Genomic DNA, 16,339 nt, shown 5'->3' on the forward strand with positions numbered 1-16,339 from the left:
ATTGGTCATAGCGCATTGTTGGTTACCCATGTGACCAGCACAAGCACCGAAATTTCAGGTGTCACCCGAAGCCCCGATACCGCCAAACTGTGAGTTAGGATGCCGAAGCGTTAGGATACTGCCTCAGTTCATATTCAAGCATTCTGCACTACGACTTATTTGAAGAGTTGCTCTGCGATGATCCTGGAGCCGAATTGGTTCAGGTGATTGTGATCACGATATAAAAACCGACCTTCCTTAACTAACTCGCAGATGCCATCGGGACAGAAAACTGCTTTCGGATCAATAAAGTCGACATTATCGTAGCGCTCCGCAATGTTTTGGAGGTGGGATTGGGCAATGACATTTTGCTTTTCGGTTTCAGAAAGGTTCAGAATGCACTTCTCGGCATTGATCGCGCCGTACTTACACGGGCGCACATGTTTGCCGTTGCTTATTCCCGGGACCTGATTGACAAGTGTGATGCTTGTTGCAGCCCCGTCAAACTGAGTAATCACCTCTTCGAGACTGGAGAAAAACTGCTTGGCCCTTATCGGGTCCTCTTTGGTAACGCCATCAACCTCCGTTGAGATGTTCGCGCTCCAGTACCCAGCCATAAAAATCCGCTTTGGTTTGAGTTCATTCTTCAGGAACTCCAAGACGCGCGCATTGTAGGTGTTGCACTCTGTTCGTGCGTTCGTTGAGCTCCAGCTACCCCGATCTTTCACTGGGGCGCAGCCGGGTTTTTGAAACAGGTGTAAGCTCTTCTCTCGTTTCGAAAAGACGTCGTTCATTCCAAACGCGAAGTGCTCGGCATGAGAGTCTCCCCAGATTACACTTTGCACAGGCTGTTTCTGCTGATCACCAAGGGCGCATAAATTGCCGTTCCATCCTGGGGTGTTGCAGTAGTGTTGCTGGAACGTATTGCGGTAATTGACGGCCAATACGTGGGTTAGGTTTTGTTCCGGGAAGACCCATCTCATCCGGTCGGTGTCTGAGATTACAAAGGCCATGATCAGCAGGAGCGTCGTTGCGCCAACTGGTGCAGATAGCTCTCTGAAACGTGCGGGCTTCCTTCCCAATTCGCGCATGGGTCGCTCAACTCCAACGTATAAAACAATCGCCAACCCAAGTGAGATTAACAGGCCTAAGCCCCTGAGAATTGGGCTGCTTGGGTAATCCTCAATGAAGGAATAGGAGAGGACAAAAACAGGCCAATGGACGAGGTATAGACTGTAGGAGACCCTGCCTAGAAGGCGTAGGGGAAGGCAACTTAAGGCTGATGATATGATTGCGCCGCGCAGATTGCCAGAAAGCAACAAGAAGGCAACTGACACAGTTAGCGCAAGCGCAGGGAACGAGGGCCACGCCGCTCCACTGGCTGTGAAGATACTGAATATAATGACTGCGCTTGCGGCAAGTTGAGACAAAGCAACCTGCCACGCCCCGGACCAATCGAACTGCCTCTCCTTGAGACATACGATCAGGCCCCCGAGTGCAAACTGCCACAGGCGTGTGGGGAGGGAGTAATAGGCGACATCTGGATCGTTGAATGCCAGGATCAACGAGGCAGTAAAGGAAAGGGCGATGATACATACAAAGATCGGAATGTGTGCTTTGGGGGAGCACTTCAGTATCCCAAAGCAGATCAATGGCCAGACAAGATAGAACTGAACTTCCACCCCTAGGGACCAGGTATGCAGAAATGGTTTGAAGTTGGCAGTCGTAGCGAAATATCCCGGTCCTTCAGGGGCGGTGATGTTATAGGCAAATATTGAAGCTGGAACCAGATTATCATAGAGCTCTGGCAGCCCGTAGGTCCAACCTGAGACAAAGATAGTGAGCATGGTGACAATCAAGGTCACGTAGTAGGCAGGGGCGATCCGCCAGAAGCGCTTTCGATAAAACCCCAACACTCCGCTAGGTGTCCAGATAAACCGTTGTGACATAACAATTTGTGTCATCAGGTAGCCGGAAAGAACAAAAAAGATATCGACCCCGACAAAACCGCCTTCGACACCGAGCAATTTGAAGTGAAAGAGGAGTACGGCAAGGACCGCAAGACCTCTCATCCCTTCTATGTCTGAACGAAAACCGGCCTGAGATGCTCGTACCATCGAACCGCCTGTCTTGTGGCCCCTAAGGGGGATGGTTTCAAATTCCGTAGACTTGAGAGAGGTAAGAATAGTTCATGTTCTCAGGTGACATGAATTGGAAGATCTCAGGGGGATTTGAATGGCTTTGCAGCGGATAAACGAATGTAGCGAGGAACAATGAGGTGCCTCGCTACATCTTGGATCATGGGCATATCAAACGTGAGGCCGCAGCGCTCACGTCAAATTAAAGCGGAGAGACATCCACGTAGACTTGGTAGTCCGAAATCAGATTGTCTTTGAGCTTCAAGACTGCAGAGAAGGGAATTTGCAGTGTGCTCTTGTCGTGGCGGGTGTAGTGCACATACCCAGTACAGATGACGTTTTCGTCTACTGTCCACGCATCCTTAATTGTGTGAGACATAGCTACGATGGATTGGAAGAAGGCCCGGTTTGCTTCAACAACGGCGTCATATCCAACTATTTCATCAAAATTGCCAAGCTGGAAACGAACGTTTGGCGTCAGAAAGGCGCCAACGCCTTCTGCACTCAGGGAATCGACGGCTTTATATAGCTGCTCTGAAAATTCACGAGCGTTAATGGAGACTTCTACAAGCTGTACCATGGAATTTCCTATGATTTATTTCGGGGTTGGGAGCAGTCACTCAGGTGCGCCTGCTAAGAATTTGGTCAGAGCTTATCTGAGGCGAGATCGTGGGAACTGAACATGACCATTGGTGAGTGCAAGGCCCAGAAACAGCACAGCGATCGATGCAAAAATTGTGATGCTGACTGGTTCTTTGAAGGCGATCGCTGCGACTAGAATGCCTGATACGGTCGCAAAGTATCCAACTTGACTAAAGCCCACGCTGTCGGTTCTGCTCTGAATGAAAAATGTCAATGCAAAGCTTCCGGCTGATAAGAAGCCGATTGTAAGCAGGACCCACCAGATACTTTGCAAAGGCTCGACAACATTGGTCAGACTATCGAGTAGCAATAGTGCAGGGGCAAGCAATAGCACTTGAGAGAACAAAGTACCTGCTGCGGTCGCAATCGGGCTCGTATCAGTTGGGTAGGCTTTGTTTCGGTAAATATTTGAAATAGCGAGAGATAAGGGCATTCCAGCGCCTACAAGGATCCATTTGGGATCAAAATGTGCGACCTGAGCTCCGCTTAATGTCGCAAGGCTGATGCCAATCAAGCCGAGTGAGATACCGAACAACCGCTGAGGGGCAATCAATTTACGCTCAAGAACAGAACTAAGGGCTGCAGTCACCATCGGTGATAAGGTGGTCATAACCGTCAGTAACCAGGCAGGTATGTGCTGGAGCGCAATGTAGGCCACCAGAGATGGTATAGTGACGCCGAGAAAGCCATTCAGCAGGTAGTATCTAATGTGGCGCAGTCTGAGAAAGATTTTCTCCTGTTTATAGTGAAGCAACAGATACAAAAATAAACCAGCGACAAGCATCTGCATCAATGTAGCGCTCAGTGCAGTTACGCCTGCCTGCATCACCAGTTTGGCGAGCGCATAATTCACGCCGACAATCGCTCCAATAAGGATGATGTACCCCGTTGGATTACCGGGTTTTTCTGAAATGGAGAGAACAGCACCGTTGCTCATCATGCTGCTCCTTTTTGGATAATGCCGATATGGTCGCGGCCATGAGGTTTGGTCAGGTCCAGCTCTGGTCCGATAGGGATAATGCCATTCGGGTTTATCTGCAGATGACTGCGAAAATAGTGCTCCCGCATCCGCTTGAAGTTCACTGTTTCTGCGATGCCGGGGATTTGATAGAGCTCGCGCAGATACGGTCCCAGGTTCGTGTAATCTGCAATTCTCCGCAGGTCCGTTTTGAAATGCGTGACGTAAACCGCGTCAAACCGGATTAGTGTCGCAAACAACCTCCAGTCAGCCTCTGTAATCTGATGCCCTACCAGATATCTTTGGTAACCCAACAGGTTGTCTAACTTATCTAGCGTATCAAACAACTCGCTTACGGCTTCTGTGTAGGCAGCCTGTGACGTGGCAAAGCCAGCTTTGTAAACGCCTGAGTTTACAGTGTTCTGTATCAAGCCAGAAATCTCGTCAATTTCGTGAGATAGCTCATCAGGATGATAATTGACGGGTGAAGAAGCGAGAGCGCCGAAGGATGTGTTCAGCATCCGCATAATATCTGCGGAGTTATTGCTGACGATCTTGCCCGTCTTCTTGTCTACCAGGAGCGGAACTGTCAGAGGACCGGTGTATCGGGGGAGGGCGCGCAGATAGACCTCAAAGATGAACTCATCCCTTGGTACACCTGCAGCTTCGTCAAATAATGATTGATCGATCTGCCAGCCCTTTTCGCCCATGAAGGGATGCATCTCGGTTATAGATATTGCACTCTCTAATCCCGTCAATGCACGCATCACCATGGCGCGGTGACACCAAGGGCAGGCATGAGAGGTGTAAAGATGGTACCTGCCAGCCTCGACAGGAAATTCAGCACCCTCATGGGGCTCGATCCAGTGACGGATATCGCTGTTAAATCGGATGAGTTTACCGTCAGTTGAAACGGGTTTCTCACGCAGTTCACCATTAATAAGCATCATAGCCATAGCACGTTCCTCTTTTGATGCTGAGAGGCTACTTGGTTTCCATTACTGTGATAATCGTCTAATATAGAAACTAATAGGTGAGCAAAAGAGAACGGTTAGAGGCTGAATTTGGAACATATTGGTGCATTGCCGGTGTTTGTTGCGGTGGTTGAGAACAAAGGATTTGCAGCTGCTGGAAGGCAATTGGGAGTTTCTAAGTCTGCGATCAGCAAACGCATTTCACTGCTGGAGGAGTATCTGGGAGCAAGGCTTTTAAACCGGTCCACGCGCAACATCAGTCTTACGGAAGCGGGCGAGCAATATTATGCGCGAGCAGTTGATGCGTTAGCTGCAGCACAAGAGGCTGAAAAGGCGGTCTCTCAGTTGCAGGGTAAGCCAAAGGGCAGACTTAAACTCAATGCACCCATGACGTTTGGCAGGTTGCACATCGCGCCGCTCATCCCAAAGTTCCTCAAACTCAATCCAGAAATCAGCATTGATATGATAATGGATGATCGCCGGGTTGATTTGATTGATGGTGGATTTGACTTAGCAATCAGGGGAGGGCGCCTTGACGATTCATCGTTGATCGCCCGGAAAATTGCGCCCTGCTATAACGTGCTCGCCGCATCGCCCAAGTATATTGAGAAGCATGGAGCTCCCACAGTTCCAGAAGACCTGCATCAACATAATTGTCTACATTACGCTTACTTCAGCGATCATCAGGAATGGTCGTTAGAAGGACCAGAAGGTGTCATACGCGTTGAAACTTCGGGCAATTTTCAGGTCAACAACGGAGACGCTCTGGCAGTTGCTGTCCTTGGCGGCTGCGGCATAGGCAGACTCACCACATTCACTGCAGGGGAGTATCTGAGATCCGGCCAACTTGTCCAAATACTGCCTCGATACAAACTTCCCGTCCAAACCATGTACGCTGTCTTCCCGGAACGAAAATATCTCCCCTCCAAAGTCCGCGCCTTCATCGAATTTATCTCTGAAGAGATTGGCGGCGACGTTCCGTATTGGGATGAAGGACTTCCCCAGTTGAGCAGGACCTGACGAGTTGATCCTGAGGACGCTATCGACGAGGGCTTGGCGCAACACACAAGGATTGCGGCAGGATCAGTTTTCCTGAAGTTCGCAGTTTATGGTGCGAGTAAATTTCGTTCCTTACATCGTTGCGTTCTTTCGTTGCTCGTTTGTGAAGTAGTTGACCAAGTGAGCTATGCAACGCGTAATTTTTGTGGGGCGATTGTCGCGGCGCAAGGTCACCGCATAAGCATTAGATGAGCGGATCGGGAGTTTGTCGAGCACTTTGACCAAGGTGCCTTGGGCAAGGTCCTGCTCAATGTCATAGTGCTGTGCGTGCAAGATTCCGAAGCCACGCTTTGCCAGATCAATCGATGCAGCGACCGAATTTGTAATGGTGCGCCCCCTCAGCCGTGTGCGCTGCAACTCACCTTTGTCATCAAAATAATGCAGGTATTGTGGCTCGCCCAGTAGCGAGAGGAGCACAAAGTGGTGTTGTTCCAATTGTTGAACCGAAGTAGGCGCCGGGTTTTTCTCAAGGTAGTGTGGTGAAGCGCAAAGCACCTCATCAAGAGGTGTCAAACGCTGCGCAATAAACGCTGAATCTTGAAGAGTGCCGACCCGTATGGCGATATCAATTCGGTCCTGCACCATATCGCGAATATCGTCAGCAAACTCCAACCTGACGTTGAGATCGCAGTTCTGCATCATGAAATCATTAAGTGCAGGAATGAGCTTTGTAATGCCAAAGTTTACCGGCGAGGATATGCGCAAATCACCGGTCAGTCGATCACGTAAGGATGCAACACGCTGCAGCCCGCGGTCTGCGGCTTCAGCGATAACGGTACATTCCTGGTAAAGCTCGCTTCCAGCCTCGGTCAAACTCAGCGACCGTGTCGTCCGGTTGAGCAGGCTTGTTCCAATTCGGTCTTCAAGCTGCTGAATTTGCTGACTAACGGCAGAGCGCGTCACATTTAAGTCGCGCGCTGCAGCGCTAAACGAACCCAAATCAACGACCTTCGCAAAGATTGCCATTGCGCGATAAAGCTCAGCTGTCATTGGTTAGTTTTCCTAAACAGAGTATCCATGAATGCCTGTCTTACGTGTAACTGTCTAGCCAGTATATACAATATGCATGATCCCGAGTTAACCAATTATCGGCAGGCAATAGGCACATAATGCAAGATAGAACACTCCATTACATTCATGATCCTCTCTGCGGCTGGTGTTATGCAGCAGACCCGCTGGTGTCAGCGCTTCGTCTTAATCTACCCAAGGATATTGAGCTGAAACTTCACGGCGGCGGCATGATCCGAGGACCGGTTGCATTATCGAGTGACTTGCGCAGCGCAATTCCTTCATTTGCCGCAAAAATTGCTGAGTTGACCGGACAGGTATTTGGAGAGCCCTTCATGGATGCTTTCATTAAAGGCAATCCGGAACGGGTTGATTCCTACACAATTATTCGCGGTGAACTGGCCGTTGAATTTGGTACCAACGATCCACTTCCTTTTCTAAAGGAATTGCAGAAACAGCACTTTCTCAATGGCGTTAATATCTGCGAACTGGATGGTCTCCGCGAAGTGGCAGCACTAACGGGCTATTCGGAAACAGATTTTGATAGTTGGCTCGCGAATATTTCCGAAGCAGATGTCGAGCACCACGTTGAGGCTACGCGGACGCTCCTGGCCAAGTCTGGCGGATCAGGGTTCCCAACGTTTGTTCTTGAAAGTGCCGGGCAAATGCGCCGTCTTGACCACGCCGCTTATTACTCCCGCCCAGAAGACTTTTCCGCGCTTGTTCAGCAGCAACTTGAAACAGCTGGCTGAACTTTGCGCACCCGGACTCCGTCCCATCATTCCACGGGGTCAAACTATGATTGAAGTAAGAAAGGAAAGCAGATGAAAAAGATTTTACTCCTTACCACAATCGGACTCGCCGCTATGGGCGGGGTCGCATTTGCGCAGCCAGAAGTGGCTAAAACTCCTGCGGCAGTTGCTGAAGTGTTCCATAAAGCCTGGGATAATCAGGATGTTGACGGGCTTGCTGCGCTCTATGACGAAGACAGTGTTCTGGTGCAAGGACCGGGACAGCCTGATGTCGTCGGCTGGGAAAACATCAAAGAAGTGCTGCGCCCATTCTTTTCGACGACCAGCAAGCTGGACCATGTGCGCAGCACCATTCACGAAGCGGAGGACAGCGCACTTGTGAAAGCCTTTTGGCGCATCACTGCACCCGATGGCTCTGTGAATGCAGAATCCCACGCCTTGGAAGTTCTCCGCCGGGATGAAAACGGAAACTGGGTCTATGCCATCGACAGTCCCTTCGAGCCTGGTACCTACTAAGCTGTTGTCCTGATTGATCTAATTACCTATAAGCTGCCCATGCACAATTGCTTGGCGTTGAAATACGACGTCGATCTGCTGTGTGTGGGCAGCTTGTTCACTTTCGGATTGAAACCTTGCCACGCAGGATGTCAAAGAACATCACAAAGTCGCCGAGCAGGCTGTAGAGCGGGTATTTGAAGGTGGCTGGTTTGTTCTTCTCGAAGAAGAAATGCCCAATCCAGGCAAAGCCATAGCCAACGACTGGCACAGCAAGCAGAAATCCCCAGAGGCCAGACGCCAGAATATAGACGACCAGAGCAAGCACCAACGCTGTTCCAGTAAAGTGTAGCCGCCGACTGACGACATTCTGGTGTTCTGCCAGATAAAACGGATAGAACTCTTTGAAACTTGAAAACTGCTGATTGTGGCTCCCATTGGTGTCACTCATGGCAGTATCCCCCCTTGATTTGCCGATGATTCACTAACATTACTGCGATCAGACAGTTGAGCAAACAGTCATGCGTACTCTCGTGCTCTTGCTTCTTTTTGTGTAAGAAGCATAGAACTGACTAATCTGCGAATATTACACACGGTTTCCGCAATGTTGCTGTGCGAAACACTGTTGGTCTTGACCTAAGTCGGTGTTCTTTTTCGTAGATCTTCGGAGAAGGCGTCTATGAGACAGGCAAAAACCGGATACAATCGCGCGATTGGGGGGAGCCAATTGGAATGACAGTAGACGTTGATCACAGAACAATTAAACCGGAAGCACTCGAAACATTGCGTCGAACCATCCTAGAGATCTTTTCTTCCGGGATGTATCAGGATGTGGGCATCCGGCAGATTTGTCAGCAAGCCAGAGTGAGTCCGCAAACGGTCTATAAGTACTTCGGCAACAAGGAACAGATGTTTTTTGCGTGTATCAAAAAAGATCTGGAGGACCTGCATGCAGAAGGCCTGAAAGCTGCCAGAGCGGAAGAAAACACAGTCGACAAATATTTGGCCTTCTTGGAAGTTTGGTGTGATTTCTACTTTGCCAATCCCATTATCGCGCGCATTGTTTTCCTGAATATCCCGCAGGCCTATTGGGTGGGGCGGAGCCAGTCGGTGCATGCGGCCCTTAATACCGAAGCCACGGAAACCATCGTACAAGGGCAAACTGACGGCTCAGTGTGGAATGAAACCCCGCCAGAATTGCTCGGGCAGATGGTCATGGGAATGGCGCACCGACTGTTAACCCGCTGGCTCCTGACAGAAAATGCCGACAGCGCAGAAACAAAACAAGCGCTGGTAAAGTCCATTCGAAAGCTGTTGGAGCCGTGAACTCAGGTTCTTTGGTTCCATAACGGTTCCGCTAAGCACAGCGGAAAAGCCCCGCGAGATCCGCTTTTGATCTCGAGCCAGTGAACCTCTCTGTACGTGTTTGCGTTGTAATGTGCGTTGGTTTGAAAGAATTGCGGGTTTTGTGCGTTGAAATTGAAGCTCTAGCGCAATCGTCTTCCGCTGCAGCCGAAATTACCGACAATGATCAGCTTTGCATTTATTCCCTGAGAGCAGAGAACTCCGACTGGGCTAAATGTACCTTTTCGGAGTATTGTACCAGGCCGCAGTCAAACCAGCAGCAATCAGAGCATGCATCGCATGTTAGGAACCTGCGACCTGGTTATCCGGGAAAACCGAACTGATCATTCGGTTTTGTTGGAGTTCTGCTTTTTGGTAAGTTCAGCCCACATCTGGTCGCTATTCTCTTTTGCCCTTGCAGCTAGCTTCCTTGAAGCATCTTCGCTACCACTTTCGGCGAGTGCACTGACCACATCACTGCGTTTAATTCCAATGTCATCCAGGAGCCTGGTTTCCAGACCCAGCAATACGGCAGTTGCGCGTCGCGTCTGGTGGCGGTGAATTTCGCGGCTGACATGCTTGCCCAGTCTCTTGAGATAATTGAGAACTGATTGTGGGAAGTTCTTGAAGAATTCGGTCTCTGTATACTCAGGAACTAATAGGACAGCCTTATGGTGTAAGGATATCGCCCCATTATCTGTTGAGGTCCCGATAAGAGTATAGAGAAGGACTTTGCCGTCTCCTTTGCCCTGAATTGAGGGACCATATGCTTCTGCATAAGCGCCTGCTCTCACATCGTTAAACTCTCTTGAGAGCGCCTTAAACGGAAATTTTGATACTTCATCAGCCGGGTTATATTGAGAAATCTTTGGCTCATTCAGGTTAAACTTCTGAGCGCTGACCGCAGAAAATATTTCTTTGGCTGAATTTACAGGATTTGTATTTTCCATCTCTGAGTATGCAATTGTCATCATTGTTTCACCTTAGTATAAAACGATGTTTCCTGATCAGAAGAACGGTAGACTTCGGATTACCTTGAGATGTGCGCGAATTGTTGCAGAATTATTTGCATATGGGTTTTTCTCTAACGTGATTACTTATGGTGGCCCTCTCCCGAAGCGTTGTTTCAGGTGTGAACTGGTGTTTTCGTCAAAATTAACCAGGGAGGTTGGGAGTGTCGGTTTGCGCAAATTGAATGTCTTTGTTTGGAAGGAGCAGGGGGCCTCCTCTTGCCAAACAGCTATCCCGCAAGCACCGTTTGTTTCATAAGCTTTCTTCTGCCTGTACCGAAATCTGGGAGAGGACCGATTGCCTAATTCCGAGTACTTTACTTCATGCAAATCGGGATTTTAATTTGATGGATTTCAATGACCCAGGCTTCAATCCAAATCGGAACCGCAACTTTTGATCAAAATTTCCTAACTGCTACGCGAGAAGATGGGCTTACCGTCAGGTTTTCGCGCTCGGAAAGGCTCTTGTTGTTGCACATGCTCAATAACGCCGGCGCTCTATTGACCAGAAACCAGCTCCTGGATGCAATCTCTGAGCCTGGTTCTGATAAGGCCGACCGGAATGTAGATTTCATAGTGAATCGGCTTCGCCGCAAGTTGGATGATCGACCATCCGAGCCCAGTTTCATTGCCACCCAATACGGGGAAGGGTACATATGGGTTGCTAAAAAGGCGTCTAACAAACCCTTGGGAACGGGGGCTTATTTAGTTGTTGGGCCTATAAGGGGCCTTTCCTATATCGGAGACTCTTCGCCGCTAGCCCAAGAGTTTAGTAAACTTCTCCTTGCAGAGCTCACGCATCAAATCGGGCCTTCGAACAAAGTCGTGTTGGACCCAAACAGCCCTCCTCTACATGCCTTTGTAACCGATCCTCCCAAATTCGAAGCCAGTTTAGCTTTCGTAAGAAAGGGCGATATCCTCGAATGCGTGGTACATACGAAGAACTTTCAAACGGCCAAGCTAATTGCGATTCAAAGGCACGTGATCAATGATAATTCTTGCGAGAAACGAAGCAAATACTTTGTGGCTAAGAAGGTTGCAGAGTGTGTTGTTAAGGATATCTGGGTTGCTCATGCCAAACATCCGGATGACTTGGCGCCTCTCCCTATAAGCATGCATGACGCTTCAATTGATACGTCTGGAGTTAAGGCGAACTGGAAGGAGAGTGAGCGTAGATTGAACCGCGTGATTGAAGTAGATCCAGATGATGCCGCTGCTCAACTCATGAAGGCCACCAATATTCATTCTAAGTATATTTTTATGGGGCATCAGATTTTCATGGGACCTGACGATCCAAGATCCGAAGACGAGGAAAATATCGAACGTCTTATTTCTGCGTCCCTGCCTCATATCCAAGATCAGCCTCACTTGGTCATGATTGCGGCCAAGCTTCTGTTTTTTATTGATCGTGGCTATCGCCGAATGGCTGTTGAGCTTTCTGAAGCCTCTTATCAGACCGCCACCACGGTAGTTGCTTCCTTCGCTGCAATGGGGCAGATGCGCAGTTTTTTGGGCGAAATAGACGACGCGCTGCAACTATTCGATCAAGCCTTGGAATTGTGTGAAGAAGGCTCGGAAATTGAAGCCTACATACTCGTACTGAAATGCCAGGCTTACTTGGCGGCTGGTGAACAAGAGAAGTTAGATCACCAGCTGCAAACATTGTACAAACGTAGGCCCGCAGCAAAGCCTCTCCTCTCAATTTCATGGGCTTTTCCATCCGCCCCCGCAGCGCGGGCCGAGGAGAGTTTGAATGCAATTACCGCAAGGGATGCAACCGCAATAATTTTGTACAACTATTATGTAGCCGCACGCTTATTCAAACACTCCAACCATTTTGAGAATACCCTTCAGCCCACAATCCAGTTGCTGAGTGATCACTTTGGGCAATCTATCATTCCCGAAGAAGTGAAAGCGCTCCTCCCAGGACAAATGAATGCCTAGAATTGCTCATCGATTGGATGCTGCATTGCCGGTCAGCTTATCTTGAGCGCCCTAGAAGACCAAATTGTGCAGTGGTAGGAAGGCTGCGCCTAAGTGAGCTGCGTCGCCCTCTAATCTGCTTTCGATTAAGACTGGGCATCGGGATGTTTGGTTTGTAAAGGCTGCGTGACCTTCTGCGATCAGAAGTTTTCTCAGTGCTGAAGGGGCCTGTCCGCCGAAGAATATGGCGGTGGGGTCAAGAACACCTTTTATCGAGATAAGGGATTGTCTGAGATAGGGGCCTGTTTCTTCCGACCAACTCTTAACGATAGAATTCACATTCGTCGCATCAAACGGGATATCGTTGATCCCTTGAATACGCAGATCGTGACGAGACAATCTCTTGACCAACTCGCCAAGTGCGGGGCGATGAACGGCCTGTTCCTGCGAGTAGATTGAGCTGATTTCTCCGGCGTTACCAAACCCGCCTTGGATGGGCTGGTGGTTCCAAAAGAGGCCTACCCCGAACCCGTAGTTGAAAGAAAGATACGCAAAACAAACGTGATCTCGTCCCCCGCCTAGAAAATGTTCGGCTGTCGCGCTGGCGGTCGCGTTATTTTCTGCAAAGGCTGGAAGCCCAAGCCTATCCTCGAACAGCGTAGCTAGCGGGATGTCACTCCATGCTGCAAGTGGTTCTGGTGGACGAAACTTGTTGTCCGAGCCGCTTCTAATACCCTGCATGGCAATACCGACACCCAGTAGTTGCCGATGTCGCAAAGCGTTATTTCGCTCTGCCTCTATACTGTTTTGAAGCGCCAACAGAACGTCGCGAGGCGCATTTGGGTTGGTTCCCAAGTCGTATTGCGCCAAAATTTCGCCTTTCAAATTCATGAAACATACTACGACGTTTTCCGTAGTAAATGAGATGCCGAGTGTGGCGTAACCATTTGCTGCGATCTCAACCATGGGGCTTGGCTTGCCGCGTGCTTTGTTGATTGCGGCGCTATAAGACAGGAAACCGCGGCTTTCGAGACCGTCGATTACCCGGTGGACCGATTGCTGTGACAATTTGGAGTGCTCAGTGATGGCCGCGCGCGCAATTTTGCCTTCTCGCTGCACTATCGAGAGTATCTCTCTTTCGCTTGAGCTTAATAAATTAATTTTTTTCAACACATCAATACACTTGTTTTGACCGATAATTTCAAAGCCTTCACAAGGCCCCCGCTCTAGTTCTTTAGTCTTTTTCGCCGATTCTGCAACTATTATTACTTGACATGAGTAATAATAATTTCACATACAATGGGTAATAATCATCATAGTAGGGGTGGGTAAATGTGATGGTGGCAATAAGAATAGACGAGCTGACCAAACAGTTCGAGGCGTTTACTGCGTTAGCGAAGCTATCATTAGAGGTTGAACAAGAAGAGTTTGTGACGTTGCTTGGTCCTTCGGGGTGCGGAAAGACAACACTTCTCAAGCTTATTTCTGGTTTTCTTGATCCGACCGAGGGCACTATCCACATCAATGGAAAAGATGTAACCCGCACGCCGCCTGAAGCGCGTGACACGGCCCTTTGTTTCCAATCTTACGCACTATTTCCACACTTGACCGTCAGAGAAAACCTGGAGTTTGGCCCTCGCCAAAAACGTATTTCAGCGCATGACCGTAAGGCGCGTGTGGACGACGTTGCGGAGAAACTCAGTCTGCATGCCCAGATGGACAAGTTGCCCAATCAACTTTCCGGGGGGCAGCAACAACGTGTCTCTCTGGGAAGAGCGTTGGTCATGCGGCCGAGCGTGATCCTGTTTGATGAGCCATTGTCAAATCTGGATGCCAAACTGCGTGATCAGGTCAGAATTGAAATCCGGCGGATTCAGAAAGAATACGGGCTCACAGCGATTTATGTGACACATGATCAGAACGAAGCGCTGGCGATGTCGGACCGTGTTGTTGTGCTCAATGGTGGCCGGGTCGAGCAAATTGACACGCCTGAGGCTCTGTACCACGCCCCGAAAACGCGTTTTGTGGCTGACTTTATTGGTGATGCAAATGTTTTCTCCGGAACAGTTCAGGGAGAAGTACAGCCCGGTCTATGGCGTGTTGAAACAGCCATGGGGACTTACGATGTGGCGACATCAACGCCACCGAAGGAAAAAGATGTCGATCTATGTTGGCGCCCCGAAAGTGCAGTGTTAGGGGACGCGGGGCATACGGGCAAAGTAATTAACCGGGCGTTTCAGGGTCATTTTACTGATCTGATGATTGAAACCAAAGGTGTGTCTTATCGTGTCCAAAGCAGAGCAACTTCTGCCCAGGAAGGCGATACGGTAAATATCTCAATTCCTCCCGAGCAGCTGATCCTTTTGGAGCGTACAGCATGAGTGCGCGTAAGTGGCTCCTGATAGCCGCGTTGCTCACACCGGGGCTCGGTCTAATCCTGGTGCTGATCGGCACCGTAGTTTATATCGCTGTTGCTCAGTCATTCGGGTTCTATACCATAACAGGTGAGAGTGGCTTCACCACGCAATTCTGGTCGGATATGATCGGGCGAAAGCTCTTCTCCAGATCAATCAATTATTCGATCTATGTGGGTGTGCTTAGCGCGATCTTCTCGGTCGCATTGGCATACCCGTTGGCGCTATGGCTCAGAAAACCGTTCGCAGGCTCTATGGCCATTGGGGCTGTTCTCAAAGCGCCCTTGCTGATCCCCGGTTTGGTTGCTGCATTCCTGTTTATCAATATCATTTCCTACAATGGTATCGTCAACCAGCTCATCCAGTGGCTTGGTTTCTCTGACGCGCCCATAAGGATGCAGAACGATTCCAACGCGATTGGTGTCCTGATCCTTCAAACCTGGAAGAACCTGCCGTTTGCTCTCCTTCTGTTGACCGGCGCAGTCCGGGGGATCTCCGATGAAGTGCTCGACGCAGCGCGAGATCTGGGAGCCGGGACTTGGGCGCGTTTCAGCAAAGTCATTGCACCGCTTACCGTCTCAGGCATGCAGGCATCTCTGGTCATCATCTTTATCGGAGCGGTGTCGGATTTCAGTTTTCAGGTGATTGCAGGACCTACAAATCTTCAGTCCATGTCTCAGTTAATGGTGACCTTTAAAGATCGCGGAGACTGGAACTCCGCAGCAGTAGTCGGTGTCTCTCTTATGATGATCGCACTTATCGGGTCGGCGCTTATGGCCATTGGTGCAAGGTTGATGTTGCGGAGGCGCCTGACATGACTATGAGTAAACTAAACAAGGTATTGATGATCTCGTTGCTCGTCATCTGTACCTTGTGGCTTGTTGTGCCTTTCACTATGGCAGTGCTTTGGTCTCTGGTGGATCCATCCCAGCCTTGGACAGCTGACAAGCTCTTGCCGCCTGCCATGTCATTTTATCGCTGGATCGATATGTGGCAGAACTCATCGCTAAAAAGTGCGTTGTTCACGTCATATGCGCTGGCGCCATCAGCCGCCGTTTTGTGCCTGCTGCTGGCAGCGCCTACCGCGTTCGCACTTGGCCGTTTTAAGTTCCCAGGTCGTGAAGTAGCCAAGACGCTTTGTCTGCTACCGCTTGTCGTACCTCCATTTATCACCTCGATTTTCTTTTCGAGCGTGCTGTTCCAGTTAGGTTTTACCGGTTGGCGGTTCGGTGCGATCCTCTTTGCGCATGCTGTATTGTTTTTGCCTTATGCAATTCGGATCTTGACGGTGAGCTTTGAACAGGTCCGTCAGGAACATATCGATGCTGCAAGGGATCTTGGGGCAAGTCACTGGGCCAGGTTCCGCGTTGCTTATTTACCTGCATTGAAGCCGGGGATTTTTGCGGCGCTCCTGATTGTATTCATCCAATCAATTGAAGAGTTCGCTATCGCATTCATCGTTGGCTCTCCGAGCATCGTAACAATCCCAACGCTGCTCTTCTCCGCACTTGGTCAAGATTTTGTGCGCCCAAATGCGGCAGTGCTTTCACTAATCCTTGTCGTCCCGAATGTGATTTTGATGCTGGTTTTGGAATGGCTTCTCAAATCCGCTAATCCAACATTGTCATCGGGCAAAGGTTGAT

The 16,339-nt window shown here is 49.6% G+C and carries 16 protein-coding genes; 8 read left to right on the forward strand and 8 right to left on the reverse strand.

The window, feature by feature from the left end; genetic code table 11:
- Positions 1 to 155 precede the first annotated feature (155 nt).
- The 4 genes from IE076_RS18175 to IE076_RS18190 all read right to left on the reverse strand — a co-directional run bounded on the left by IE076_RS18175 (position 156) and on the right by IE076_RS18190 (position 4,673).
- Positions 156 to 2,096: an acyltransferase family protein gene (locus IE076_RS18175; protein ID WP_189438204.1), complete on the reverse strand. Its 1,941-nt coding sequence runs from the start codon at positions 2,094 to 2,096 to the stop codon at positions 156 to 158.
- A 223-nt stretch (positions 2,097 to 2,319) separates the two neighbouring features.
- Positions 2,320 to 2,697, reverse strand: a complete 378-nt coding sequence (locus tag IE076_RS18180) for a nuclear transport factor 2 family protein (RefSeq protein ID WP_189438205.1) — start codon at positions 2,695 to 2,697, stop codon at positions 2,320 to 2,322.
- A 72-nt stretch (positions 2,698 to 2,769) separates the two neighbouring features.
- On the reverse strand, positions 2,770 to 3,696 hold the full coding sequence (locus IE076_RS18185) for a DMT family transporter (protein WP_189438206.1): 927 nt from the start codon (positions 3,694 to 3,696) through the stop codon (positions 2,770 to 2,772).
- Positions 3,696 to 4,673 (reverse strand): glutathione S-transferase family protein, encoded by a 978-nt coding sequence (locus IE076_RS18190; protein WP_189438207.1) that lies wholly within the window; start codon positions 4,671 to 4,673, stop codon positions 3,696 to 3,698. Before IE076_RS18190 ends, IE076_RS18185 begins: the two co-directional genes overlap by 1 nt.
- Before the next feature lie 132 nt (positions 4,674 to 4,805).
- Between IE076_RS18190 and IE076_RS18195 the strand changes: the two genes are divergently transcribed.
- Positions 4,806 to 5,711 carry a LysR family transcriptional regulator gene (locus IE076_RS18195; protein ID WP_209009231.1) on the forward strand — a complete coding sequence of 302 codons (906 nt, stop codon included), beginning with the start codon at positions 4,806 to 4,808 and terminating at the stop codon, positions 5,709 to 5,711.
- A gap of 111 nt (positions 5,712 to 5,822) precedes the next feature.
- Here IE076_RS18195 and IE076_RS18200 read toward each other — a convergent pair whose 3' ends face one another.
- The gene (locus IE076_RS18200) at positions 5,823 to 6,740 is read right to left on the reverse strand and encodes a LysR family transcriptional regulator (protein WP_189438209.1); all 918 of its coding nucleotides are present in this window, start codon (positions 6,738 to 6,740) and stop codon (positions 5,823 to 5,825) included.
- 119 nt (positions 6,741 to 6,859) lie between these two features.
- On the opposite strand from IE076_RS18200, the gene IE076_RS18205 reads away from it, so the two are divergent.
- Entirely contained in the window at positions 6,860 to 7,510 is a 651-nt protein-coding gene (locus tag IE076_RS18205; RefSeq protein ID WP_189438210.1) for a DsbA family protein, read from the forward strand.
- A gap of 72 nt (positions 7,511 to 7,582) precedes the next feature.
- Positions 7,583 to 8,026, forward strand: coding sequence for a YybH family protein (locus tag IE076_RS18210; protein ID WP_189438211.1), 444 nt, complete (start codon positions 7,583 to 7,585; stop codon positions 8,024 to 8,026).
- A gap of 97 nt (positions 8,027 to 8,123) precedes the next feature.
- Here the strand turns inward: IE076_RS18210 and IE076_RS18215 are convergent, their stop codons facing one another.
- Complete coding sequence (locus IE076_RS18215; RefSeq protein WP_189438212.1) at positions 8,124 to 8,456, reverse strand: Mpo1-like protein; 333 nt, start codon at positions 8,454 to 8,456, stop codon at positions 8,124 to 8,126.
- 281 nt (positions 8,457 to 8,737) lie between these two features.
- Here IE076_RS18215 and IE076_RS18220 point away from each other — a divergent pair, with 281 nt between their 5' ends.
- Positions 8,738 to 9,331 (forward strand): TetR/AcrR family transcriptional regulator, encoded by a 594-nt coding sequence (locus IE076_RS18220; protein ID WP_189438213.1) that lies wholly within the window; start codon positions 8,738 to 8,740, stop codon positions 9,329 to 9,331.
- 362 nt (positions 9,332 to 9,693) lie between these two features.
- Here the strand turns inward: IE076_RS18220 and IE076_RS18225 are convergent, their stop codons facing one another.
- The gene (locus tag IE076_RS18225) at positions 9,694 to 10,323 is read right to left on the reverse strand and encodes a DUF1127 domain-containing protein (protein WP_189438214.1); all 630 of its coding nucleotides are present in this window, start codon (positions 10,321 to 10,323) and stop codon (positions 9,694 to 9,696) included.
- 393 nt (positions 10,324 to 10,716) lie between these two features.
- Here IE076_RS18225 and IE076_RS18230 point away from each other — a divergent pair, with 393 nt between their 5' ends.
- Positions 10,717 to 12,303 (forward strand): winged helix-turn-helix domain-containing protein, encoded by a 1,587-nt coding sequence (locus IE076_RS18230; protein WP_189438215.1) that lies wholly within the window; start codon positions 10,717 to 10,719, stop codon positions 12,301 to 12,303.
- A gap of 51 nt (positions 12,304 to 12,354) precedes the next feature.
- Here IE076_RS18230 and IE076_RS18235 read toward each other — a convergent pair whose 3' ends face one another.
- Positions 12,355 to 13,455 carry an ROK family transcriptional regulator gene (locus IE076_RS18235; protein ID WP_209009232.1) on the reverse strand — a complete coding sequence of 367 codons (1,101 nt, stop codon included), beginning with the start codon at positions 13,453 to 13,455 and terminating at the stop codon, positions 12,355 to 12,357.
- 164 nt (positions 13,456 to 13,619) lie between these two features.
- On the opposite strand from IE076_RS18235, the gene IE076_RS18240 reads away from it, so the two are divergent.
- From IE076_RS18240 to IE076_RS18250, 3 genes are read left to right on the forward strand one after another with little or no spacing between them, the layout of a single operon-like run.
- A complete protein-coding gene (locus IE076_RS18240; protein WP_189438258.1) occupies positions 13,620 to 14,663 on the forward strand; it encodes an ABC transporter ATP-binding protein in 1,044 nt (347 codons plus the stop codon).
- Complete coding sequence (locus tag IE076_RS18245) at positions 14,660 to 15,514, forward strand: ABC transporter permease (protein ID WP_189438216.1); 855 nt, start codon at positions 14,660 to 14,662, stop codon at positions 15,512 to 15,514. The genes IE076_RS18240 and IE076_RS18245 overlap by 4 nt, the downstream gene beginning before the upstream one ends.
- Positions 15,511 to 16,338 carry an ABC transporter permease gene (locus IE076_RS18250; protein WP_189438217.1) on the forward strand — a complete coding sequence of 276 codons (828 nt, stop codon included), beginning with the start codon at positions 15,511 to 15,513 and terminating at the stop codon, positions 16,336 to 16,338. Before IE076_RS18245 ends, IE076_RS18250 begins: the two co-directional genes overlap by 4 nt.
- The last annotated feature ends 1 nt before the right edge of the window (position 16,339 follow it).

Source organism: Pseudovibrio japonicus (assembly GCF_014651595.1).
GTDB classification, from domain to species: Bacteria; Pseudomonadota; Alphaproteobacteria; order Rhizobiales; family Stappiaceae; genus Pseudovibrio; species Pseudovibrio japonicus.

Bases quoted from the DNA above. Each gene is read 5' to 3' on its own strand.
- IE076_RS18225 (WP_189438214.1), bottom strand. From the start codon at position 10,323: ATGATGACAATTGCATACTCAGAGATGGAAAATACAAATCCTGTAAAT.
- IE076_RS18205 (WP_189438210.1), top strand. From the start codon at position 6,860: ATGCAAGATAGAACACTCCATTACATTCATGATCCTCTCTGCGGCTGG.
- IE076_RS18215 (WP_189438212.1), bottom strand. From the start codon at position 8,456: ATGAGTGACACCAATGGGAGCCACAATCAGCAGTTTTCAAGTTTCAAA.
- IE076_RS18190 (WP_189438207.1), bottom strand. From the start codon at position 4,673: ATGGCTATGATGCTTATTAATGGTGAACTGCGTGAGAAACCCGTTTCA.
- IE076_RS18230 (WP_189438215.1), top strand. From the start codon at position 10,717: ATGACCCAGGCTTCAATCCAAATCGGAACCGCAACTTTTGATCAAAAT.
- IE076_RS18200 (WP_189438209.1), bottom strand. From the start codon at position 6,740: ATGACAGCTGAGCTTTATCGCGCAATGGCAATCTTTGCGAAGGTCGTT.
- IE076_RS18180 (WP_189438205.1), bottom strand. From the start codon at position 2,697: ATGGTACAGCTTGTAGAAGTCTCCATTAACGCTCGTGAATTTTCAGAG.
- IE076_RS18210 (WP_189438211.1), top strand. From the start codon at position 7,583: ATGAAAAAGATTTTACTCCTTACCACAATCGGACTCGCCGCTATGGGC.
- IE076_RS18185 (WP_189438206.1), bottom strand. From the start codon at position 3,696: ATGAGCAACGGTGCTGTTCTCTCCATTTCAGAAAAACCCGGTAATCCA.
- IE076_RS18250 (WP_189438217.1), top strand. From the start codon at position 15,511: ATGACTATGAGTAAACTAAACAAGGTATTGATGATCTCGTTGCTCGTC.
- IE076_RS18175 (WP_189438204.1), bottom strand. From the start codon at position 2,096: ATGGTACGAGCATCTCAGGCCGGTTTTCGTTCAGACATAGAAGGGATG.
- IE076_RS18240 (WP_189438258.1), top strand. From the start codon at position 13,620: ATGGTGGCAATAAGAATAGACGAGCTGACCAAACAGTTCGAGGCGTTT.
- IE076_RS18220 (WP_189438213.1), top strand. From the start codon at position 8,738: ATGACAGTAGACGTTGATCACAGAACAATTAAACCGGAAGCACTCGAA.
- IE076_RS18245 (WP_189438216.1), top strand. From the start codon at position 14,660: ATGAGTGCGCGTAAGTGGCTCCTGATAGCCGCGTTGCTCACACCGGGG.